The following is a 21037-nucleotide window of genomic DNA, read 5'->3' on the forward strand; positions in this document are numbered from 1 at the left end:
TTGCCCGAGGCAATCTCCACCGACGCCGTGTTGATGCTGTCCGTCGCGCTGCGCAGCTCGCGCATCATGCCCAAGAAGCGCTGGCGCATGGTTTCCACCTCGCGCACCAGGCGACCGATTTCGTCGCTGCGCGAGGACTCAAAGGCCTGGCTCAAGTCGCCCTGGGCCACCGTGGTGACGGCCGACGTCAGCTGGGCCAGGGGCTGGCTCACGTTGCGGCGCACCAGCAGGAACAGGCCCACGCCCAGCGCCAAGGTGGCGCCGGCCAGCAGCGCCCAGAACGCATAGATGGTGCGCCAGTGGCTGGCCATGGCTTCGGTGTCGGACACCTCGGCCACCACCCACCAGCCGCCCGCCTTGGCTTCGCGCTTGGCCACCCAGGGGTCCTGGATGGATGCGCCGAGCAGCGGCACGGCATTGCGCACGAAAGCACTGGGCGATGCGCGCAGCTCGCTCAGCATCGCGTCCGCGCCGGGGTTGACCTCCAGCACCTTCTTGCCTGCGGCGGTGGGGTGCGAGACAAACACCGCTTCGGCGTTGGACTGGCGTGGATCGATCACGTAGGTACCGCCGCTTTCGAAGAAGCGCGCTTCGTCGACCAGTTTGTCCAGCGAGGCCTGGAAGTCGGCGATGTCAAAGCCGATGAAGAGGATGCCGACCACCTTGCCGGCCTCGTCCTTCATGGTTTCGTAATGCGTCATGTACGGCTTGCCGAACAACACGGCGCGCCCGGTGTAGCTCTTGCCTTCGAGCATCAGCGGATAGGCCGGATGCCCACGCGCGAGCAACGTGCCCATGGCGCGCTCGCCGTTTTCCTTCTTCAGCGAGGTGCTGACGCGCTCGAAGTCGTCGCCCTTGCGCATGAAGATGGTGGCCACGCCACCGTTGGTGCGGTTGAAGGTGTCGACTTCGGAGAAGTCGTTGTTGAGCAACATGCCCCAGCTCTTGAGCATGTTGGCCTGTGTGTCGAGTTCGAACTTGTCGGCGAACTTCTGGCGGAACGGCTTGAACGCGCGTTCGGTCATCAGGCGGGCCGTGGCGTCGAATGCGTCGACCGAGTTGGCGACGGACACCGCCTTGTCGCCCGCCCATTCCACCGTGCGCTCGCGCGAGGAGCTTTCGGCGACCACGGACAGCACGCCGCTGATCAGCGCGAGCACCGACGCCAGCAGGACAACAGCCAGCAGCGCCACGCGGCGCGCGACCGAACTTTCTCGAAGGGTCTTGTCTTTCATGATCGGTTCTCCTCGTGGGGATGCCAGCCGGCTTATTGAAGGGCTTGGGTGGTGGTGTCCATCAGACCCATGTCGCTGCCGGACATGAGGGCCTCGATGTCCATCAGGATCAGCATGCGTTCACCCACGCTGGCGATACCGGTGATGAACGTGGTGTCCACGTTGGTGTTCATTTCGGGCGCGGGCTTGATCAGGTCACCCGCGAGTTCGAGCACATCCGAGACCGAGTCCACCACCGCGCCCACCACACGGCCGTGCACGTTGAGCACGATCACCACGGTGAAACCGTTGTATTCGACCTTGTCGCAGCCGAGCTTGATGCGCAGGTCCACCACCGGCACGATCACGCCGCGCAGGTTGACCACGCCCTTGATGAACGAGGGCGCATTGGCAATGCGGGTCGGTTCCTCGTAGGAGCGGATTTCCTGCACGCGCAGGATGTCGATGCCGTATTCCTCGCCGCCCAGGCGGAAGGTCAGGAATTCGGCGCTGGCCTGCTGGGCCGCGGCGGCCCGCGCGCTGTCCGGGCGGGCAATTGGGGAGGCGTCGTTGCGCATGTCCATGGGATCGGTCCTCGGTTGACAGGTTGGTCCAAGGACTATCGGCCGGCAGCGGCGCGGCTGAAGTCGGAAAAAAGCGGACAAACCCGCCGCATTCCGGCGCGCGGCACCGGAAACGAATTCAAAAGTTCTCATATTGACCAACCCGAGCTGTCCCTGCGGCGTCGCCAGGGCTGCCACTCATCTGCTACCTTGTGTCCCATGCCCATCGATACCGCGCCCGGCCCGCAGCACCTGGCCGCCACGCCCTGGATCCAGTCCGACCACCCCGCGGTGCAGGCCTTCGCGGCCGAGCATGCCCGTGGCGGCAACCCGCGCGACCGGGCCGTGGCGCTCTACCTGGCGGTGCGCGACCGCGTGCGCTACGACCCTTACCGCATTGACCTGTCGGATACCGGCATGAGTGCCAGCCGCGTGCTGGAACAAGGGCATGGCTGGTGCGTGCCCAAGGCGGTGCTGCTGGCCGCGGTGTGCCGCGCGCAAGGCATTGCGGCCCGGCTGGGGTTTGCCGACGTGCGCAACCACCTGTCCACGGAGCGCCTGCGCAACACCATGAAGACCGACGTGTTCGCCTGGCACGGCTACACCTCGCTGTGGCTCGATGGCGCCTGGCGCAAGGCCACGCCCGCGTTCAACATCGAACTGTGCGAAAAGTTCGGCCTGCTGCCGCTGGAGTTTGACGGTGAGCGCGATTCGCTCTATCACCCGTTCGACCGGGAAGGCCGCCAGCACATGGAGTACGTGAACGAGCGCGGCGCCTTCGACGACCTGCCGCTGGCGCAACTGCGCGCCGCGTTCCGTGAGATCTATCCCGACATGCCCACGGCCAGCGACGTGGCCGAGGGCGATTTTGCGGCCGATGCCGCGCGTGAAGCGGCTCGGGGCTAAGCGCTCAGCTCGAGAAGCGGAACACCGCCGTGCTGGCCAGCAGATTGGGCCAGGTGCGGATTTCGCGGCCTTCGTGCAGGCCGAAGCTGTCTTCGATGGTCAGTCCATTGCGCCGCGCCAGCACCTCGAAGTCGGCATGCGTGCCGACACGGATGTTGGGCGTGTCATACCACTGGTAGGGCAGGCGCTTGGTCACTGGCATGCGCCCCTGCAGCACGTGCAGGCGGTTCGGCCAGTGCGCGAAGTTCGGAAAGGCCACCACGCCCGCGCGACCCACGCGCGCGGTTTCGCGCAGCATGGTCTCCGCGTTGCGCAGGTGTTGCAGGGTATCGATCTGCAAGACAACATCGAAGGCGTCATCTTCGAACATGGTCAGCCCGTCTTCCAGGTTGAGCTGCAGCACGCTGACGCCGCGCCGCATGCAGGCCAGCACCTTGGCGTCGTCGATCTCCACACCGTAGCCACTGCACGCGCGAGTGGCCTGCAGATGCGCCAGCAGCGCACCGTCGCCGCAGCCCAGGTCCAGCACGCGCGAACCAGGCGGCACCAGGCGGGCGATGGACTCCATCACGGGTTTCTCGCTCATGGCCGCGTCCCCCCGACGGTCTGTTCGAAATAGGCCTGCACCGCATGCAGGTAACGCGGGTCGTCGAGCAGGAAGGCATCGTGGCCGTGCGGCGCGTCGATCTCGGCGTAGCTGACCTCGCGCCTGTTGTCGAGCAGGGCCCGGACGATCTCGCGGCTGCGCGCGGGCGAGAAGCGCCAGTCCGTTGTGAAGCTCACCAGCAAGAACCGAGCCCGGGCGCGCGCCAGTGCCGCCGTCAGGTTGCCGTCGAACGAGCGCGCGGGATCGAAATAGTCGAGCGCCCGGGTGATCAGCAGGTAGGTGTTGGCGTCGAAGTACTCGCTGAACTTGTCGCCCTGGTAGCGCAGGTAGCTTTCGATCTGGAACTCGACATCCTGCGTCGTGTAGCGGTAGGCCTGTTCGGCCACGGCGGCGGGGTCTTCGCCATCGGCCGAGCGCAGCGAGCGCCCGAACTTCTCGTTCATCACGTCGTCGCTGAGGTAGGTGATGTGGCCGATCATGCGGGCGATGCGCAGGCCGCGCCGGGGCAGCGTGCCCTCGCGCAGGTAGTGGCCGCCATGGAAGTCGGGATCGGTCACGATGGCGCGGCGCGCCACCTCGTTGAAGGCGATGTTTTCCGCCGTGAGATTGGGTGCGCTGGCGACCACCACCGCGTGGCGCACGCGCTCGGGGTACTGCAGGGTCCAACTGAGCGTCTGCATGCCGCCCAGGCTGCCACCCATGACGGCAGCCAGGGTCTCGATGCCCATCAGGTCCAGCAGCCGGGCCTGGGCATCGACCCAGTCCTCGACCGTGACCACTGGAAAGTCAGCCCCCCAGGGCGTGCCGGTGGCGGGGTTGACATGCGTCGGGCCGGTGGAGCCGAAGCACGAGCCCAGGTTGTTGACGCCAATGACGAACCAGCGGTCGGTGTCGACCGGTTTGCCAGGACCGATCATGTTGTTCCACCAGCCCTCGCTGCGCGCCAGCGGCTGGCCGTGCGCGTCGGCATGCCAGCCCGCCACGTGGTGCGACGCATTGAGCGCGTGGCAGATCAGCACCGCGTTGGAGCGTTCGGCATTGAGGGTGCCATAGGTTTCCACCACCAGTTCGTAGGCAGGAAGCACGGCACCGGAGCGCAATGCGAGCGGTTCGGCGAAGTGAAAGGTTTGGGGCGTGACGATCAAGGCCTTGTCCTGCGGGCGGCACCCGCCCAATAAAAAAACCCGGCGCCGCCAAAAGCGAGACCGGGAATCTCCCCTTTAGCGGCATTTTTAAAGCGCCCGCAATCTGGATCAAATCGGCGCTGGGCACAAGTATAAGTTGAAGCACAAGGCATGTGCAGCCGGGCCCGAAGGGTCCCGACACGGGTTTCCCCTGTGCCTGGACAGCCCTGTTGTAGCCGCGCATCGACCCCCGGCCGGCTTTGCACATCCTGAAAAATAGTTAGTGTTTGCGGGACATTCAGCGCATAATCCTCCGGCGAGCGTGGAAAGCGCTCGTTTTGACAAGTGATCGGTTGGTTTCGCGTGCTACAGGTTTTTGTGTGCTAACGGGGCTCCATCGCTATTTTTCTCAGTGTTATTAGGAGTCCCATCCATGGGCAACAAACTGTACGTGGGCAACCTGCCTTACACCGTGCGCGACGAAGATCTGCAGCAGGCTTTCAGCGCCTTTGGCTCTGTCAACAGCGCCAAGGTCATGATGGAGCGCGAAACCGGCCGTTCCAAGGGCTTCGGCTTCGTGGAAATGGGCAGTGATGCAGAAGCGCAATCCGCGATCGAAGGCATGAACGGCCAGTCCCTGGGCGGTCGCAGCCTGGTGGTCAACGAAGCCCGCCCGATGGAAGCGCGTCCCCCGCGCACCGGCGGCTTTGGCGGCGGCCGCAGTGGCGGCGGCGGCTTTGGTGGTGGTGGTGGTGGCGAAGGCGGTTTCCGCAGCCCCTACGGCGGCGGTGGCCGTCGTGAAGGTGGTGGCGGTGGTGGCCGCGGCGGTTACTGATCGCCCGCACCCGTCGACCTGAGCGGTCGATGCGCAAACAAAGCCCTGCGGCGATGCCTCAGGGCTTTTTTCATGGGCACACCGCCCCGGGTGCAGGAGATCAGTATTTTTCGCCGCGTACCACGGTCACATCTGCGAAATACAGCGACAGCGCGTGATCCGGCGCATACGTGGCCAGAACATGCTGGGCCACCTGGTCTGCCACATCGGCGGAGCAGACGATCTTGACCTCGATGCTGCGATCTGCCTCCCACAGTGCTTCGCGCGCGCCCAGTCGGCTGCCCCCGCGAACGTCGTGCACGGTGTAGCCCTGGGCACCGATGCGCAAGGCGTCGGCCACCAGCCTCTTTTCCAGCACCGCCTCAGTGATGATGACCAGCAGCTGGCGGGAATGTCTGTCCATGGTGCGACTCCTCAATCGTGCAGCATGCGCGCAAGCTGCAGGTACAGCGGCACGCCAATGACGATGTTGAAGGGAAAGGTCACGCCCAGCGCGGCGGTGATCGACAGCGCCGCGTTCGCCTCGGGGACGGCCAGGCGCATGGCCGTGGGCGCGGCGATATAGCTGGCGCTGGCGGCCAGGGTGGCCAGCAGCGCGGTACCGCCCACGCTCAGGCCCAGTGCCAACCCCGTGAGCGCGCCCGCCACGGCCAGCAGCGGGGGGGCGATGAGGGCGAATGCAAGCAGGCGAAGGCCGTGGCGCCGCAGCTCGCCCAGGCGTCCGCCAGCCACCAGCCCGAGTTCCAGCAGGAACAAGGCCAGCAGGCCCTTGAAAGGCAGACTGAACACGGACGCGATCGGTGCGGTGCCCGCCTCTCCCATGACGGCGCCAATCAACAGGCCGCCCGCCAGCAAAAGCACCGACTTGCCAAAAAATACGTCGTGCGCCAGCGCACCCCAGGCCACCCGCTGGGGCCGGCCGGCCGCATCCACGGCACCCAGTCGAGCCAGCAAAATGCCGGCAACAATGCCCGGAGCTTCCATGATGGCCACCCACAGCGCCGCGTGGGACTCAGCCGGCACGCCGTGCGCGGCAAGGTAGGCGCTGGCCACGGCAAAGGTGACCACACTGACTGAGCCATAGTGCGCCGCCATGGCGGCCGCGTCCGCTCGAGACAGCCCCAGCAAACGCAGCACGGGCATGAGCACAAAGGGAATGGCGAGTCCAAGGCCCATGCAGGCCAGCATCTGCGGCAGCAACTCAAGCCAGGGCTGCCTTGAGAGTTCGATGCCGCCCTTGAGTCCGATGGCCAGCAACAGATAGATGGACAGCGTCTCGTACAGCGGCTCGGGCAGTCGCAAGTCGCTCCCGACCAGGCGGGCAAACACGCCCAGCAGGAAGAACAGGACGACGACGTCGAGTGTCACGTGCGACCTTCGCCCTGGCGGTGCTTGCGCGGTCGGCCCGAGAGCAGGCGATCGAACAGGGCATTGGGCAACAGGCGCAGCAACTTGGCCACCACACCCATCTGCCAGGGAATGACACGGTAACTGGAACGCGCCCGGATGGCGTTGAAGGCGCGATCGGCAAAGGTCTCGGCGCTCAGCAGGAACGGCATGCTGTAGCGGTTCTGGCGCGTCAGTGGCGTATCCACATAGCCGGGCAGCAGGGTGACCACCGCGACGCCACTGCTGCGCAACTCGCCGCGCAGGCTCTCGCAATAGGCCACCACGGCCGCCTTGCTGGCGCAGTAGGCGCCGTGGCCGGGCAGGCCGCGGATGGCAGCCACGCTGGCAATACCCACCAGCACGCCGCTGCCGCGCGTGGCCATCGCGGTCAAGAAGGGATGGAAGGTGGCGGCCAGGCCGGTGTTGTTGGTGGCGAAGGTGCGTGCCATCACGTCGATGTCGGCACGCTCGCAGGTGTCCATGCCGACGCTGATGCCGGCATTGGCGATCACCACGTCGGGCACGCCCTGCTCGGCCAGGCAGGCCTGCCCGGCAGCTGCGATGCTGTCGGTGTCAGCCACATCCGCGCCATAGACGCGGCATTCGGTCGCGTCGAACGCCCGGGCATCGGCCCAGGCCTGCATCTCCCGCGCACGGCGTGCCACCAGCGCGAGCCGGTAGCCGGCTTGCGCAAAACGCAGCGCCAGCGCCTGACCAATGCCACTGGAAGCGCCGGTGATGAATACCAGTGGAGCGTCGCTGCGGGATCGCGGGGTGTGGGTGCTTGGCATGACGGGCATTGGAGGAATGTGTCCGTTCAGCGCGGCACCAGCTGCACTTTCACGCGGCCCTTGAACAGCGCCACCTGATTCTCTGCGTTGTAGTCAAGGGTGTCCGCGACGAGGCGGTCGCTGCCGCGCAACAAGGTGACCGGCCGGTCGGAGACGATGCGATCAGGCTCCAGATAGACATGCAGGAACTCGCCCTGGAACTCCAGCCGCGGCTGGGGATTTCCCTGGGCGTCGTTGCCTGCCTCGCGCACGACCACGGCATCGCCTTCCAGCACGAATTCGGTGTTGTCGCTGTTGGTCGTGACCAGGCGCGCACGGGCCAGCGTGGGCAGGCCCTGTTCCCCGATGTGGCGGATGCGCGCCATGTCGATCTCCACCGTGTCGCTGGCCGGGAAATGGCGCGCCTCCACCCCGGAGACCTGCGTCCGGAGTTCGCCCTGGGCGTCGAAGGCCTTGACCGAGAACTGCCGCATGAAGTAGTCGGGCTCGCTGCTCACCGGCTGCGGTGGCGCTGGCAACGCGGGCGCAGGCGTTGCCCGCAGCAACCAGTAGGACGCCAGGGCCAGCAGGCCCATGAGCAGCACCGGCAGGTAGATGGACAGGCGGTCCATGAGCTGGCGTTTGCGCCGCGGCGCGCGGGGCACGACGGCCGTCTGGTCGACGTCGTCGAAGAAGTCGAGCGGGTCGGAGGTGCTCACCGCGAGGCCGCCTCCAGTGCCTGCGCGTAGCTGCCACTGGCGATCAGCAACAGATCGCAGGCCTCGCGCACCGCGCCAGCTCCCGGCGCGCCCGCAGTGACATGGTGCGCCACGGCCAGCACCTCGGCATGCGCCGTGGGCGGCGCGATGGCCAGCGCGGCGCGGCGCAGCAGCGGCAGGTCGGGCCAGTCATCGCCCATGGCCGCGGCAGCACTCCAGTCCAGGCCCAGTTCGGCCAGGATGGCCTCGGCCGCGGGCGCCTTGTCCTCGGTGCCCAGGCGCAGGTGCACGACGCCCAGTGCGGACAGGCGCGCGCGCAACGCCGCCGAGTCGCGCCCGCTGACCACCGCAGGGGCAATGCCGGCGCGCTGCAGCAGCTTGATGCCGTGGCCGTCCAGGGTGTGGAAGCGCTTGAGGGTTTCACCGGCTTCACTGAAGTACAGGCTGCCGTCGGTAAGCACGCCGTCGACATCGAGGAACAGCACGCGCACCGGCTGGGCGCGCAGAAGCAGGGCAGGCGGGAAGTTCAGCACGGGGCGCAAGGGGTTCACGCTCAGATCACCTTCGCGCGCATCAGGTCGTTGCTGTTGATCGCGCCCTGCAGTCGGCCATCTTCGCCCACCACCAGCACGCTGGTGATGCGGCTGGCTTCCATGAGGCCGGCCGCCTCCACCGCCAGCGCGTCCGAACGCACGGTGCGAGGGTCGGGATGCATCACGTCGCGCGCCACCATCGATCGCAGGTCGGCGCTGCTGCCGGTCTTCTCGATCAGACGGCGCAGGTCGCCATCGGTGAAGATGCCCAGCACCCGCTGTTCGGTGTCGACAATGGCGCTCATGCCCAGGCCCTTGGCGCTGATCTCGCGCATCAGGTCCATCAAGCCGGCACCCGGTCCTACCCGGGGCACCGCATCGCCGCTGCGCATGACGTCGCCGACATGGGTGAGCAGCTTGCGACCGAGCGCGCCACCCGGGTGCGAACGCGCGAAGTCGTCGGCCTTGAAGCCGCGCGCGTCGAGCAGCGCCACCGCCAGCGCGTCGCCCAGCGCGAGCTGCGCGGTGGTACTGGCCGTGGGCGCGAGGTTGTGCGGGCAGGCCTCCTTGTCCACCGAGGCATCCAGCACTACGCTGGCGTGGCGGCCCAGGGTGGAGTCGCGGCGGCCGGTGATCGCCAGCAGCGGCACCCCCATGCGCTTGATCAGGGGCAGGATGGCGGTGAGCTCCTCGCTCTCGCCGCTGTTGCTGATGCCCAGCACCAGATCGAAGCGGGTGATCATGCCGAGGTCGCCGTGGCTGGCTTCGGCCGGGTGCACGAACATGGCCGGCGTGCCGGTGGACGCCAGCGTGGCGGCGATCTTGCGGCCAATATGACCGCTCTTGCCCATGCCCATGACCACGACGCGCCCGGAAACGCCCAACACCAGCGCCACTGCGCGCACGAAAGTGTCGTCCATGCGCCGGGCCACGGCGGTCACCGCCTGCGCCTCGATGCTCAGGGTCTCCTGCGCCATGGCCAGGGCCCGGGCAGGGTCGAAGGTGGAAGGCAGGCTCATGCGGGGCATTATCGCCGCCACCCCCTCCGTTTGCGCCGCGCGGGCAGCCAGTACCATCGCCGCATGAATTCGCTCGACATCGCCCTGCTGTACCTGCTGGCCGCCGTGCTGGGCGTTGTGGGTTGCCGCATGCTGCGCCTGCCGCCGATGCTCGGCTACCTGGTGGTGGGCGTGCTGATCGGGCCGAACGCGCTGGCCCTGGCGCAGGACTCGGGCGGCATCCGCTACCTGGCCGAATTCGGCGTGGTCTTCCTCATGTTCGTCATCGGACTGGAGTTCAGCCTGCCCAAGTTGCGTGCCATGAAACGCCACGTGTTCGGTCTGGGGCTGTCGCAGGTGGTGCTCACCCTGCTGCTGACCACGCTGGCCTCGCTGGGCCTGGCGTTGTGGCTTCCAGCGTGGTGGAACGTCTCCTGGCAGACCGCACTGGCGCTTGGCGGCGTGATGGCGATGAGCAGCACCGCAATCGTGATGAAGATGGTGGCCGAGCGGCTGGAGCTGGAGTCCGAGCACGGCAAACGCGTGTTGGGCATCCTGCTGTTCCAGGATCTCGCGGTGGTGCCCCTGCTGGTGCTCATTCCCGCGCTGTCCGCCGAGCCCGAGGAGTTGCTGCCCGCGCTGGCGTGGGCCGGCATGAAGGCCGTGCTGCTGCTGGGCCTCCTGCTCACGGGAGGGCAGAAGCTCATGCGCTGGTGGCTCACGCTGGTAGCTCGGCGCAAGAGTGACGAGCTCTTCATGCTCAATCTGCTGCTCATCACGCTGGGGCTTGCCTGGATGACTGAACACGCCGGGCTCTCGCTCGCGCTGGGGGCCTTCGTGGCCGGCATGCTGATCTCGGAGACCGAGTTCAAGCACCAGGTGGAGACCGACATCCGGCCCTTCCACGACGTGCTGCTGGGCCTGTTCTTCATCACCATCGGCATGATGCTGGACTGGCGTCTGGTTCTGGACCGCTGGCCCCTGGTGCTGTTGCTGCTGTCGGTCTCGGTGCTGTTCAAGCTGGCACTCATCACCGGGCTGACGCGCGCCTTCGGTGCGCCCACGGGCGTGGCGCTGCGCACCGGCCTGTACCTGGCGCAGGCGGGGGAATTCGGCCTGGTGCTGCTGACGCTGGCGGGGCAGAACAACCTGGTGCCGCCGCAGCTGTTCAACCCGATTCTCGCCAGCATGGTGATCTCCATGCTGGCGACGCCATTCGCCATCCTCTACGCCAACAGCATCGTCACGCGCCTGGTCGGCAGCGACTGGCTGATGCAGTCGGTGCAGATGACCACCATCGCGCGCAAGGCCATCAACGCCGACAAGCACGTGATCATCTGCGGTTATGGACGCTGCGGGCAGAACCTGGCGCGGCTGCTGGAAACCGAAGGCATTCCCTACATGGCGCTCGACCTCGACCCGGACCGCGTGCGCCAGGCCGCCGCCGCCGGGCATTCGGTCGTGTTCGGTGACGCCGCACGCCTGCAGGCGCTGATGGCCGCCGGCCTGCACCGCGCCAGCGCGGTGGTGGTGACCTACCTGGACACCGCGAGCGCGCTCAAGGTGTTGCACCATGCGCACGCGCAGGCCTCCCATGTCCCCGTGGTGGTGCGCACGGTGGACGACGGCGACCTGGAGAAGCTGCGCGCCGCGGGCGCCACCGAGGTGGTGCCCGAAGCCATCGAGGCCAGCCTGATGTTGGCCAGCCATGCCCTGGCGCTGGTGGGCGTGCCCATGCGGCGCGTGATCCGCCTGGTGCAGGACCAGCGCGACGCGCGCTACAACCTGCTGCGCGGCTACTTCCACGGCGCCGACGACGACGGCGTGGACGAGATCGATCACGAGCGGCTCAACACGGTGACCTTGCCCGCCGGTGGGCGCAACGTCGGCAAGACGCTGGGCAGCCTGGCCCTGCACGCGGTCGGCGTGCGGGTGGTGAGCCTGCGCCGGGCCAGCGGACGGCCACAACCACTCGAGGACGAGACGGTCTTCGAAGGCGGCGACACGGTGGTGATCAGCGGCAAGGCGCCTGCGCTGGCGCTGGCCGAACAGAAGCTGCTGATGGGCTGAGATCCGGTTGGCGCACCCTCTCCACGCACTTCGTCGGCCACAGCGCGCCGCACACCGGGAACCGGGACCACCGCCTGGCAGCGGCCACCACAATGAATCCACGGGCCCTTTTCACGGCCTTGCTTCCTGCCCATGGCCTAAGTACAGGGTCGCCATGGTCTCTCGCCCCGGCCTTCGTGCCGGGGTTTTTTTGTCGCCATTGATAATGGGCGTCCCCTTCCGGACCGAGCCCATGGACACCTCCGCTTTTCTGAAGTCCCATATCCGCACCGTGCCGGACTGGCCCGCGCCCGGCGTGCAATTCCGCGACATCACGCCACTGCTGCAGGACCCCAAGGTCTTTCGTGTGCTGATCGACACCTTCGTGCACCGCTACATGGACCCGGCGCTGCGACCGTCCGTGGTGGCCGGACTGGACGCGCGCGGCTTCATCATCGGCTCGGTGCTGGCCTACGAACTGGGTGTGGGTTTCGTGCCGATTCGCAAGAAGGGCAAGCTGCCATTCACCACGGTGGAAGAGACCTACGAACTGGAGTACGGTAGCGCGACGGTGGAGTTGCACACCGACGCGGTGAAGGCCGGTGACCGGGTGGTCCTGATCGACGACCTGATCGCCACCGGCGGCACCATGATGGCCGGACGGCGGCTGCTGGAGAAGCTGGGCGCCCACGTGATGGAGGGCGCGGCCATCGTCGACCTTCCCGAGCTCGGTGGCTCGGAGAAGCTTCGCGCGTCGGGCCTGCCGCTGTTCACGCTGCTGGATTTCGCGGGCCACTGAACAGCGGCACTTCGCACGGCACGGCGCGTCAGAGCTTGCCGTGTTGTGTCTCGCTCAATGCCGCGAAGTCACTGTGCGACTCGGGTACCGGCATCTCCATCTGTGCTTCTGCCGGCGTACGGTAGGGCGGCGTGGCCACGCTTTCGAGCGCTTGCCTGAAGGCCTGCACCTCGTCGTCACCCACCTGCTGCGTGGGTGCGTTGTCCGGTGCGAGCACGGGACGTGGAATGGCAGTCGGGCGAGGCACCGGCTGCGAGGTCGGCGGCACCATGCCGGGCGCCATCAGCACAGTCTCGCGCCGCGTCTGAGCCGCAACCGCGGCCTTCAGTGCCATGCCGACCTGATCGTGCACCGCCTTGCGACGCCAGTAGACGGATCGCACATCCATCTCGTGCCGGGTCCGGGCGCTCTGCTGGATCCAGCGCTCGATCTCGAGCAGGTATTCGTCTGGCATGGACTGGGCGGGCAGGGCCAGGTCGATCAGCACCAGGAAGCTGTCACCATTGGCGTCGAGTGTGAGCACCTTGAATTCGTAGCTGGTGGACAGCACGCCGGCGCGGATGAGCGATTCGCGAACCACGGAGAACAGTTGTTCACGCCGCAGGATGCGGCGCCCGCGGCGTGGCGAGATCAGCGGCAGCGTGGTCTGGCTGAACTTGTTGCGGGCGCGCGTGAACGGTCCGCCCTTGCTGGATGTGGTGGACTTCTTGGCCTGTAGCCAGCTCAACAAGGACATGGGCAGAGTGTGCGCCAGAGGCGCGCGCGCATAGGATTGAAAAGACGGCACAAATGGACCTTGATCAATGCACGCAACCCCAACGGGTTCAGGTCACGGCCACCCGTTTGGGTCGGTTGTACATGCGCCGCGCCAGCACCGCCGACATGGCCACCGTCACGTCCAGCGCGATCTCGGGGTGGCGCGTCGACAACTCGCGAAAACGCAGCGGCGTCAGGCACCAGAGTCGGCAGTCGCTACCCGCGTGCACCGTGGCGCTGCGTGGCAGGTGACTGAAGAATGCGCCCTCGCCCAGCAAAGAACCTGAACCCACCACGGCAATGCGCACGCGTTCGCGCGAATCCTCGTAATGCACGGTCAGGGTGCCGCTTTCCACGAAATAGACAGTACGGTCCTTCACGCCCTGCTCGATCAGCACCTGCCCCTGCTGCAAGGCCACCGGCTGCAGGTAGTTGGCCAGCAAAGGCCACTGGTTGTCATTGAGATTCAGGGGCACGGCGTCCAGCGCGCTGCTCAGGCGCATGGACTGGGCCAGACCTTGGATGTCAAAGCGCACGGGCGTGGGCAACTGGGCGTTCATGCGATCAAGATAACCGCGCCCTGCCACCGCGCGCAAGCCGGTTCTTACCCGCGCTTACAGTTGCACTCTCGACGGTATCCGCGCGGCTCCGAGCGGTACTTTCGGCTTCATTTGCCGATGCAAAAACGCGAAAAGATTTCGCCCAGCAGGTCGTCAGCGGTGAACTCACCCGTGATCCCGCTCAGGGTCTGCTGAGCCAGCCTCAGCTCCTCGGCCAACAGATCGAGGTGTTCGGCGCGCGAGCGCAGCAGGCCAGCGGCGGCATCCAGGTGTTCGCCCACGCGATGCAGGGCCTGCACATGCCGCTCTCGCGCCATGAACAGACCATCGCCCGCATGCTGCCAGCCGGCAAGCGCGAGCAGCCGCTGGCGCAGGTCCTCCAGGCCGGTGCCGTTCCGTGCCGATATGGCCAGCGCATCGCCCTGTCCGCGCACACCATCGGGCACGCGACCGTCCACCTGGTCCAGCTTGTTCCAGACGTGCAGTACCGGCACACCCGGTGGCAGTGCTGCGGCGAGGCTGGCGGCGATCGAGGCATCGGCATCCCGGTACTCCTGGTTTTCACCCCGGCCCAGGTCGTGCAGGAACAGCACGGCATCGGCCTGGCGGATGCGGCCCCAGGCGCGCTCGATGCCGATCTTCTCGACCTCGCCCACGTCGGGGCTGTCGCGCAGGCCCGCGGTGTCGGTCACGTGCAGGGGTACGCCCTCGATCTGTATCGTTTGCTGCACCACATCGCGCGTGGTGCCCGCAACGGGCGTGACGATGGCCAGCTCCGCGCCCGCCAGTGCATTGAGCAGCGAGCTTTTGCCTGCATTGGGCTGGCCGGCGATGACCACCTGCAGGCCGTCGCGCAGCAGGGCGCCCTGGCGCGCCTGCGCCTGCACGTCCGCCAGCGCCTGCTGCAGGCGCTGCAACTGGCCAGTGGCGTCGGCCTTCTGCAGGAAATCGATCTCTTCCTCGGGGAAATCCAGCGTCGCTTCGACCAGCATGCGCAGGTTCACCAGTGCATCGCGCAGATCGTGGACAAGGGCGGAGAACGCGCCCGCGAGCGAGCGCGAGGCACTGCGTGCGGCCGCCTCGGTGCTGGCGTCGATCAGGTCAGCGACCGCCTCGGCCTGCGCGAGGTCAAGCTTGTCGTTGAGAAACGCGCGCTCGGTGAACTCGCCCGCGCGCGCCGGCCGCAAGGCAGGCAGCACGTCGCGTCCCACCTCCAGGCAACGCGCCATCAGCAACTGCAGGACCACCGGCCCGCCGTGTCCCTGGAGTTCAAGCACATCCTCCCCGGTGTAGGAATGTGGCCCGGGAAACCACAGCGCCAGGCCGTGATCGATCGGCTGGTCGACGGCATCCGCGAACGGAAGGTAGGTTGCCTCGCGCGGCTTCAAGGCTCGCCCCAGCAAAGCCTGCACGAACAGCGCCAGCCCCCGCCCCGAGACCCGCACGATGCCCACGCCCCCGCGTCCGGGCGCGGTGGCAATGGCAACGATGGGATCACGCGAGGCGGCGAGCATAACGAGCGAGCATAAAAGACAAAGGGCCTGCGCAAGCAGGCCCTTACCGAGAGAAGCCATGCCCCTCATCAGAGACACCAAGGGTCCGGCCCCGCCGGCCCGAGGTGTCGTCCCCCCTTCGAGGGGGGAAGCCGCGTCAGCGGCGCAGGGGGGTCAGGAGAACTTCGGCATGCTGAACTTCAGCGGCACGCCCATGCTCTTGTTGATCACCGCCTGCTGAGCGATGGTCAGCACGTTGTTCGTGATCCAGTACAGCACCAGGCCGGACGGGAAGAAGAAGAACATGACCGAGAACATCAGCGGCATCAGCCACATCAGCTTGGCCTGCAGCGGGTCCGGCGGCAGCGGGTTGAGCGCGGTCTGGATCATGGTCGTGACGGCCATCACCAGCGGCAGGATGAAGTAAGGGTCCGGCGAGGACAGGTCGGTGATCCAGGCCATCCAGGGCGCGTTGCGCATCTCCACGCTGGACAGCAGCACCCAGTAGAGCGCGATGAACACCGGAATCTGGATCAGGATGGGGAAGCAGCCGCCCAGCGGGTTGACCTTCTCCTCCCGGTACATCTTCATCATTTCCTGTTGCATCGCCTGCGGGTTGCCCTTGAGGCGCTCGCGCATTTCCATGATGCGCGGGTTGATCTTCTTCATCTTGGCCATGCTGCGGTAAGCGCTGGCATTGAGCCAGTAGAACGCCGCCTTGATCAGCACCACGAGCAGTACGATGGCCCAGCCCCAGTTGTCCACGTAACCATGGATCTTCTCGAGCAGCCAGTACAGCGGCTTGGCCAGGATGGTGAGCCATCCATAGTCCTTGACCAGTTCAAGGCCCGGAGCGATGGTCTCCAGCACCTTTTCTTCCTGCGGCCCCACGAACAGGCGCGTCTGCACGCGCTCGCTCTGCCCGGGCTCGATGGCCTTGAGCGCCGTGATGCTGCCGACGGCATACAGGTTGTTGTCGATCTTGCGCGCGAAGTTGTCCCGCGCCACGCCGTCGCCCAGCAGCCAGGCCGAAGCGAAGTAGTGCTGCACCATGGCGACATAGCCATCGCTGGTGGACTTCACGAATTCGGCCTGGTTCTTCTCGATGTCGGCGAATTCGACCTTCTGGTACTTCTTCTCGGCGGTGTAGACCGCCGGGCCGGTGAAGGTGGAGTAGAACGGCGTCTCGCTGCTGAGCGTGCTGCCGTCGCGCACGAGCTGAAAATAGAGTTGCGGGCTCACCGGCTGGCCACCCAGGTTCTGCACCTCGTGCTCGACCGCGATGTCGTAACTGCCGCGTGTGAGCGTGTAGGTCTTGACCAGCTTCACGCCACCGACTTCGGCGGACTCGAAGCGCACCTGCAGCTGGTTCTGGCCGTCGGCCATGTTGACGGGCGCACCCACCAGCGTCATCGGCGTCCTGTGGGTCGGAAAGCTGCCACCGATCAGGCCGGTCTGGGCCACGTAGATGTGCTCGCCGCCCTGGGTGAGCAGGGTGAAGGGCTGCGCGCTCTGGTCCTTGCTCTGGCGCGTGGCTTCGGCGTGCCTGAGCAACTGGGCGCCGATCAGGGAACCACCTTCGCTGTTGAAGGCGAGCTTGAACACATCGGTGCTCACCTCGTAGCGCTGGGCGACCGCACTCGGGGCGGTCGTTGGCGCTTGCCCACCAGCGGCCACGGCCGCCTGGCTCGCCGTCGGCAGGCTGGCGTCGGCCGCGGGCGCCGCGGGGGCACTGGAGGAGGTGGCGGCAGGCGCGGTCACCGGCGCGGAGCCCGGGAAGAAGGTGGGTTGGTGGCCATTGTGAATCTGCCACTTGTCCCAGATCAGGACCATCGACAGACCAAAAACCACCCACAGGATGGACCGACGGATGTCATTCATGACGGGTTCTTCTTTTCGCAGGAAGGTGAAGAAATCAGGCGGGAAAACAGCGCCGGGCGCTCCATGGGGACCGGGTCATGGCCACCCTCGCACCAGGGATGGCAGCGCACCAGGCGGCCCAGCGTCAGGCGACTCCCGACCAGGGCCCCGTGGCGCTCCAGCGCCCCGATCGCATAGACCGAACAGGACGGCTCGAAGCGGCAGGCGCTGCCCAGCCAGGGACTGAGCAGCAAACGGTACCCTTTGACCAGCCCCAGCAGGCCCTGGCGAGGCCAGTCAGACAGCATCGCGGGTCTCCACGGAGCGGCTCGCGGCTCGCGGCGCGGACCGGGGCGACAGCAACTGCTCCAGCTCGGCACGCACCGCTCGCTTGAGCACCTCCGAGGTGGCGCTGATGAATTGCTGGCGGCTGAACTCGCTGCGCAGCCGCACCACCAGGGCCGCCTGGGGCAGGCTCCCGGCCCGCAGGCGCGCGGTTTCATAGATCTGGCGGCGGATCGTGTTGCGCGTGACCGCGCGTTTCGCCCAGCGCTTGGGCAGCAAAACCCCCAGCCAGGCATCGGCCACGGGAAACAACACCCTGCCATCGTGCGCGCTGGTGAGCGCGGCACGGTGCAAGGCAAAGTGAGGGGTCTTGGCCACGGGGGCTCCCGCCATGACGGCCTGGAACTGTTGCCGTGACCGCAGCCGCTGGATCACCGCAGAATCGATGGGGTCACGCGGCGAGGAAGCCGGTCAGGCTGGCGCCGGCAGAACACGCGCAATGGCCTCAGACGGCCAGACGCTTGCGGCCCTTGGCGCGGCGCGCATTGATCACGGCGCGGCCCCCGCGGGTTTTCATGCGGACGAGAAAGCCGTGGGTGCGGGCGCGGCGGATCTTGGAGGGCTGGTAGGTGCGTTTCATGGTGGTCTGTAGAAATCGGGGAAACCCGCAATTATCGCAAATAAAACCCATACCCGGCAAGCACTTGGCCGCGGCTGCGGGCACGGCACTTGAAGCCGCCGGTCTGCGGCAAGCGCCGGAAAATTCAGCCATTCAAGGGTTTGCGGGCCTTGTGGATAAGTTTTCCGCCGAACTACAATGCCGGGTCTGCCCGAGACAATTGTCCACAACTCCAACGCATCCGACGCTTCCCGCATGATCGAGGGCACACCCCCTGAAGCCATCGTGGCCGCCACCCGGCCCGACACCCCCTCGCTGTGGCCGAGCTGCATGGACCGGCTGTCGCAGGAAATCCCCGAACAACAGTTCAACACCTGGATTCGGCCGCTGTCCGCGACCGTGGCCGAGGACGGCTCGCGGGTGGTCGTTGCCGTGGCCAATCGCTTCAAGCTGGACTGGATCCGCGCCCAGTACGCAGCACGCATCTCTGCCTTGCTGGAAGCCGTAAACGGTACGCCAGTGGTGTTGGAGTTGGTGCTTGCTCCGCGCGAAGGGCCCAGCCGGACGTCGCCTGCCCCACGTATGGCGCAAGACCCCGTGCTGGCTGAGCTGCCCGACCTGGCGCCGGTGGAAGTGGCCACGCCCAGCGGACCCAAGACCCGGCTCAATCCCGCGCTGGCCTTCTCCACCCTGGTGGAAGGCTCGGCCAACCGCATGGCCCGTGCCGCGGCCATGCACGTGGCTGGCAGCCTGGGCCAGTTGTACAACCCGCTGTTCATTTACGGCGGCGTCGGCCTGGGCAAGACGCACCTGGTGCACGCCATCGGCAACCATCTGCTGGCCGACCGTCCACAGGCACGGGTTCTCTACATTCACGCCGAGCAGTTCGTCTCGGATGTGGTCAAGGCCTACCAGCGCAAGACCTTCGACGAGTTCAAGGAGCGCTACCACTCGCTCGACTTGCTGCTGATCGACGACGTGCAGTTCTTCGCCAACAAGGAGCGTACCCAGGAGGAGTTCTTCAACGCCTTCGAGGCCCTGCTGGCCAAGAAAAGCCACATCGTGCTGACCAGCGACACCTATCCCAAAGGCCTGGCCGACATCCACGAGCGGCTGGTCTCGCGCTTCGATTCGGGCCTGACGGTGGCGATCGAGCCGCCCGAGCTGGAGATGCGCGTGGCGATCCTGATCAACAAGGCGGCCGTGGAGAACGCCGTGATGCCCGAGGAAGTGGCCTTCTTCGTGGCCAAGAACGTGCGCTCCAACGTGCGCGAGCTCGAAGGCGCGCTGCGCAAGATCCTGGCCTATTCCCGCTTCAACCAGAAAGACATCTCGATCCAGCTCGCGCGCGATGCGCTCAGGGACCTGCTGTCGATCCAGAACCGGCAGATCAGCGTGGAGAACATCCAGAAGACCGTGGCCGACTTCTACAAGATCAAGGTCGCGGACATGTACAGCAAGAAGCGTCCGGCCAGCATTGCCCGGCCGCGCCAGATCGCGATGTTCATTGCCAAGGAACTGACCCAGAAGAGTCTGCCCGAGATTGGCGAGCTGTTTGGCGGACGCGACCACACCACGGTGCTGCATGCGGTGCGCAAGATCGGTGCTGAGCGGCAGCAGAACACCGAACTGAACCAGCAGCTGCACGTGCTCGAACAGACACTCAAGGGATGAGGCCGCAAAAAGGGCGAAAATAGCGTGGATTTGCCCCGAACAACGGGGCAGGTCATCCGGGTGGCAGGAACCGGCTTGCAAACAACCAGAGACGAAAGAGTCTGACATGATCGTTTTGAAATCGACCCAGGACAAGGTATTGGCCGCACTGCAGTCCGTCGCAGGCATCGTGGAGCGCCGCCACACCCTGCCGATCCTGGCCAACGTGCTGCTGCGCAAGACCGGCTCGCAGGTGCAACTGACCACCAGCGACCTGGAGATTCAGATCCGCACCACCGCCGAACTCGAAGGCGACGCCGGCAACTTCGCCACCACGCTGGGCGCGCGCAAGCTGATCGACATCCTGCGCACCATGCCGGGCGATCAGACCGTGAGCCTCGAATCCAGCGCCGGCAAGCTGATCCTCAAGGGCGGCAAGAGCCGCTTCACGCTGCAGAGCCTGCCGGCGGAAGACTTTCCCCTGGTGCAGGAGTCGGCCAGCTTCGGCCCGGTGTTCTCGGTGCCGCAGAAAACACTCAAGAGCCTGCTCGGTCAGGTCTCCTTCGCCATGGCGGTGCACGACATCCGCTACTACCTCAACGGCATCCTGTTCGTGGCCGAAGGCAAGCAGCTCAGCCTGGTGGCCACAGACGGCCACCGCCTGGCCTTTGCCTCCAGCACGCTGGACGTGGAAGTGCCCAAGCAGGAGGTGATCCTGCCGCGCAAGACCGTGCTGGAACTGCAGCGCCTGCTCTCGGACAAGGAGGGCGCCATCGAGATGCAGTTCGCCGCCAACCAGGCCAAGTTCAGCTTCGACGGCATGGAGTTCGTCACCAAGCTGGTCGAGGGCAAGTTCCCCGACTACAACCGCGTGATCCCGAAGAACCACAAGAACATCGTCACGCTGGGCCGCCAGCCGCTGCTGGCATCGCTGCAGCGCACGGCCATCATGACCAGCGAGAAGTTCAAGGGCGTGCGCCTGAACGTCGAGCCCGGCGCGCTGCGCGTGGCCTCGAGCAACGCCGAGCAGGAAGAAGCGGTGGACGAGCTCGACATCGACTACGGCGGCGACGCGATCGAGATCGGCTTCAACGTCACCTACCTGATCGACGCGCTGCAGAACATGTCGCAGGAGATGGTGCGCATCGAGCTCTCCGACGGCAACAGCTCCGCGCTGGTCACCAACCCCGACGACAACGCCTTCAAGTACGTCGTCATGCCGATGCGCATTTGAGGGTGCCCGCCGCCCCGGCTGCTCCCGCATTCCAAACCCGCGCACACCGCGGGTTTGGCGTTTACTGAGAT

23 protein-coding genes and 1 riboswitch are annotated in these 21037 nt (G+C 66.4%); of the genes, 6 read left to right on the top strand and 17 right to left on the bottom strand.

From position 1 onward, the window contains the following. A partial coding sequence (locus tag K5880_RS03100; RefSeq protein WP_297648526.1) for a methyl-accepting chemotaxis protein occupies positions 1–1235 on the bottom strand: 1235 nt, incomplete at its 3' end. A gap of 32 nt (positions 1236–1267) precedes the next feature. Further along, a complete protein-coding gene (locus K5880_RS03105) occupies positions 1268–1798 on the bottom strand; it encodes a chemotaxis protein CheW (RefSeq protein WP_297648528.1) in 531 nt (176 codons plus the stop codon). Between the two features lie 198 nt (positions 1799–1996). On the opposite strand from K5880_RS03105, the gene K5880_RS03110 reads away from it, so the two are divergent. Next, the gene (locus K5880_RS03110; protein WP_297648529.1) at positions 1997–2683 is read left to right on the top strand and encodes a transglutaminase family protein; all 687 of its coding nucleotides are present in this window, start codon (positions 1997–1999) and stop codon (positions 2681–2683) included. A 4-nt stretch (positions 2684–2687) separates the two neighbouring features. Here the strand turns inward: K5880_RS03110 and metW are convergent, their stop codons facing one another. Both metW and K5880_RS03120 read right to left on the bottom strand, forming a co-directional pair. Beyond that, entirely contained in the window at positions 2688–3269 is a 582-nt protein-coding gene (metW, locus tag K5880_RS03115; RefSeq protein WP_297648532.1) for a methionine biosynthesis protein MetW, read from the bottom strand. Further along, on the bottom strand, positions 3266–4435 hold the full coding sequence (locus K5880_RS03120) for a homoserine O-acetyltransferase (RefSeq protein WP_297648534.1): 1170 nt from the start codon (positions 4433–4435) through the stop codon (positions 3266–3268). The genes metW and K5880_RS03120 overlap by 4 nt, the downstream gene beginning before the upstream one ends. 54 nt (positions 4436–4489) lie before the next feature. Next, positions 4490–4565, bottom strand: a riboswitch (SAM riboswitch). 282 nt (positions 4566–4847) lie between these two features. Here K5880_RS03120 and K5880_RS03125 point away from each other — a divergent pair. Further along, complete coding sequence (locus tag K5880_RS03125) at positions 4848–5249, top strand: RNA-binding protein (RefSeq protein WP_297648537.1); 402 nt, start codon at positions 4848–4850, stop codon at positions 5247–5249. Between the two features lie 100 nt (positions 5250–5349). Here the strand turns inward: K5880_RS03125 and K5880_RS03130 are convergent, their stop codons facing one another. From K5880_RS03130 to K5880_RS03155, 6 genes are read right to left on the bottom strand one after another with little or no spacing between them, the layout of a single operon-like run. Then, a complete protein-coding gene (locus K5880_RS03130) occupies positions 5350–5652 on the bottom strand; it encodes a transcriptional regulator (protein ID WP_297648540.1) in 303 nt (100 codons plus the stop codon). Between the two features lie 11 nt (positions 5653–5663). Then, positions 5664–6617, bottom strand: a complete 954-nt coding sequence (locus K5880_RS03135; RefSeq protein ID WP_297648543.1) for a sodium-dependent bicarbonate transport family permease — start codon at positions 6615–6617, stop codon at positions 5664–5666. Then, positions 6614–7429: an SDR family oxidoreductase gene (locus K5880_RS03140; RefSeq protein ID WP_297648545.1), complete on the bottom strand. Its 816-nt coding sequence runs from the start codon at positions 7427–7429 to the stop codon at positions 6614–6616. Before K5880_RS03140 ends, K5880_RS03135 begins: the two co-directional genes overlap by 4 nt. A gap of 26 nt (positions 7430–7455) precedes the next feature. Then, on the bottom strand, positions 7456–8127 hold the full coding sequence (lptC, locus tag K5880_RS03145) for an LPS export ABC transporter periplasmic protein LptC (RefSeq protein WP_297648547.1): 672 nt from the start codon (positions 8125–8127) through the stop codon (positions 7456–7458). Beyond that, complete coding sequence (locus K5880_RS03150) at positions 8124–8669, bottom strand: HAD hydrolase family protein (protein WP_297649235.1); 546 nt, start codon at positions 8667–8669, stop codon at positions 8124–8126. The genes lptC and K5880_RS03150 overlap by 4 nt, the downstream gene beginning before the upstream one ends. A gap of 11 nt (positions 8670–8680) precedes the next feature. Next, positions 8681–9679, bottom strand: a complete 999-nt coding sequence (locus K5880_RS03155) for a KpsF/GutQ family sugar-phosphate isomerase (RefSeq protein WP_297648550.1) — start codon at positions 9677–9679, stop codon at positions 8681–8683. Positions 9680–9742: 63 nt separating this feature from the next. Here K5880_RS03155 and K5880_RS03160 point away from each other — a divergent pair, with 63 nt between their 5' ends. Together K5880_RS03160 and K5880_RS03165 are read left to right on the top strand one after the other, a co-directional pair. Next, positions 9743–11728, top strand: coding sequence for a monovalent cation:proton antiporter family protein (locus K5880_RS03160; protein ID WP_297648553.1), 1986 nt, complete (start codon positions 9743–9745; stop codon positions 11726–11728). Positions 11729–11960: 232 nt separating this feature from the next. Then, on the top strand, positions 11961–12506 hold the full coding sequence (locus K5880_RS03165; RefSeq protein ID WP_297648556.1) for an adenine phosphoribosyltransferase: 546 nt from the start codon (positions 11961–11963) through the stop codon (positions 12504–12506). Positions 12507–12534: 28 nt separating this feature from the next. Here K5880_RS03165 and K5880_RS03170 read toward each other — a convergent pair whose 3' ends face one another. From K5880_RS03170 to rpmH, 7 genes are all read right to left on the bottom strand, one after another. Beyond that, positions 12535–13242, bottom strand: a complete 708-nt coding sequence (locus K5880_RS03170) for a hypothetical protein (protein WP_297648558.1) — start codon at positions 13240–13242, stop codon at positions 12535–12537. 88 nt (positions 13243–13330) lie between these two features. Beyond that, a complete protein-coding gene (locus K5880_RS03175) occupies positions 13331–13822 on the bottom strand; it encodes a cyclic nucleotide-binding domain-containing protein (RefSeq protein WP_297648560.1) in 492 nt (163 codons plus the stop codon). Positions 13823–13929: 107 nt separating this feature from the next. Beyond that, positions 13930–15336, bottom strand: a complete 1407-nt coding sequence (mnmE, locus tag K5880_RS03180; protein WP_297648562.1) for a tRNA uridine-5-carboxymethylaminomethyl(34) synthesis GTPase MnmE — start codon at positions 15334–15336, stop codon at positions 13930–13932. Between the two features lie 153 nt (positions 15337–15489). After that, complete coding sequence (gene yidC / locus K5880_RS03185; RefSeq protein WP_297648564.1) at positions 15490–17196, bottom strand: membrane protein insertase YidC; 1707 nt, start codon at positions 17194–17196, stop codon at positions 15490–15492. Beyond that, the gene (gene yidD, locus K5880_RS03190) at positions 17193–17483 is read right to left on the bottom strand and encodes a membrane protein insertion efficiency factor YidD (protein ID WP_297648567.1); all 291 of its coding nucleotides are present in this window, start codon (positions 17481–17483) and stop codon (positions 17193–17195) included. Before yidD ends, yidC begins: the two co-directional genes overlap by 4 nt. Then, positions 17473–17892 carry a ribonuclease P protein component gene (locus tag K5880_RS03195; RefSeq protein ID WP_297649237.1) on the bottom strand — a complete coding sequence of 140 codons (420 nt, stop codon included), beginning with the start codon at positions 17890–17892 and terminating at the stop codon, positions 17473–17475. Before K5880_RS03195 ends, yidD begins: the two co-directional genes overlap by 11 nt. A gap of 73 nt (positions 17893–17965) precedes the next feature. Beyond that, positions 17966–18100, bottom strand: a complete 135-nt coding sequence (gene rpmH / locus K5880_RS03200) for a 50S ribosomal protein L34 (RefSeq protein WP_006299042.1) — start codon at positions 18098–18100, stop codon at positions 17966–17968. Positions 18101–18334: 234 nt separating this feature from the next. Here rpmH and dnaA point away from each other — a divergent pair, with 234 nt between their 5' ends. Both dnaA and dnaN read left to right on the top strand, forming a co-directional pair. Continuing rightward, the gene (dnaA, locus tag K5880_RS03205; RefSeq protein ID WP_297648570.1) at positions 18335–19753 is read left to right on the top strand and encodes a chromosomal replication initiator protein DnaA; all 1419 of its coding nucleotides are present in this window, start codon (positions 18335–18337) and stop codon (positions 19751–19753) included. Between the two features lie 106 nt (positions 19754–19859). Further along, entirely contained in the window at positions 19860–20966 is a 1107-nt protein-coding gene (gene dnaN / locus K5880_RS03210; protein ID WP_297648573.1) for a DNA polymerase III subunit beta, read from the top strand. The last annotated feature ends 71 nt before the right edge of the window (positions 20967–21037 follow it).

Origin of the sequence: Hydrogenophaga sp., from assembly GCF_025699295.1 — a bacterium.
In the GTDB taxonomy this organism is placed as follows: Bacteria; Pseudomonadota; Gammaproteobacteria; order Burkholderiales; family Burkholderiaceae_C; genus Hydrogenophaga.

Bases quoted from the DNA above. Each gene is read 5' to 3' on its own strand.
- K5880_RS03125 (WP_297648537.1), top strand. From the start codon at position 4,848: ATGGGCAACAAACTGTACGTGGGCAACCTGCCTTACACCGTGCGCGAC.
- yidD (WP_297648567.1), bottom strand. From the start codon at position 17,483: ATGCTGTCTGACTGGCCTCGCCAGGGCCTGCTGGGGCTGGTCAAAGGG.
- rpmH (WP_006299042.1), bottom strand. From the start codon at position 18,100: ATGAAACGCACCTACCAGCCCTCCAAGATCCGCCGCGCCCGCACCCAC.
- K5880_RS03155 (WP_297648550.1), bottom strand. From the start codon at position 9,679: ATGAGCCTGCCTTCCACCTTCGACCCTGCCCGGGCCCTGGCCATGGCG.
- metW (WP_297648532.1), bottom strand. From the start codon at position 3,269: ATGAGCGAGAAACCCGTGATGGAGTCCATCGCCCGCCTGGTGCCGCCT.
- K5880_RS03160 (WP_297648553.1), top strand. From the start codon at position 9,743: ATGAATTCGCTCGACATCGCCCTGCTGTACCTGCTGGCCGCCGTGCTG.
- K5880_RS03110 (WP_297648529.1), top strand. From the start codon at position 1,997: ATGCCCATCGATACCGCGCCCGGCCCGCAGCACCTGGCCGCCACGCCC.
- mnmE (WP_297648562.1), bottom strand. From the start codon at position 15,336: ATGCTCGCCGCCTCGCGTGATCCCATCGTTGCCATTGCCACCGCGCCC.
- K5880_RS03175 (WP_297648560.1), bottom strand. From the start codon at position 13,822: ATGAACGCCCAGTTGCCCACGCCCGTGCGCTTTGACATCCAAGGTCTG.
- K5880_RS03170 (WP_297648558.1), bottom strand. From the start codon at position 13,242: ATGTCCTTGTTGAGCTGGCTACAGGCCAAGAAGTCCACCACATCCAGC.
- K5880_RS03140 (WP_297648545.1), bottom strand. From the start codon at position 7,429: ATGCCAAGCACCCACACCCCGCGATCCCGCAGCGACGCTCCACTGGTA.
- yidC (WP_297648564.1), bottom strand. From the start codon at position 17,196: ATGAATGACATCCGTCGGTCCATCCTGTGGGTGGTTTTTGGTCTGTCG.
- K5880_RS03165 (WP_297648556.1), top strand. From the start codon at position 11,961: ATGGACACCTCCGCTTTTCTGAAGTCCCATATCCGCACCGTGCCGGAC.
- K5880_RS03130 (WP_297648540.1), bottom strand. From the start codon at position 5,652: ATGGACAGACATTCCCGCCAGCTGCTGGTCATCATCACTGAGGCGGTG.
- K5880_RS03105 (WP_297648528.1), bottom strand. From the start codon at position 1,798: ATGGACATGCGCAACGACGCCTCCCCAATTGCCCGCCCGGACAGCGCG.
- dnaN (WP_297648573.1), top strand. From the start codon at position 19,860: ATGATCGTTTTGAAATCGACCCAGGACAAGGTATTGGCCGCACTGCAG.
- dnaA (WP_297648570.1), top strand. From the start codon at position 18,335: ATGATCGAGGGCACACCCCCTGAAGCCATCGTGGCCGCCACCCGGCCC.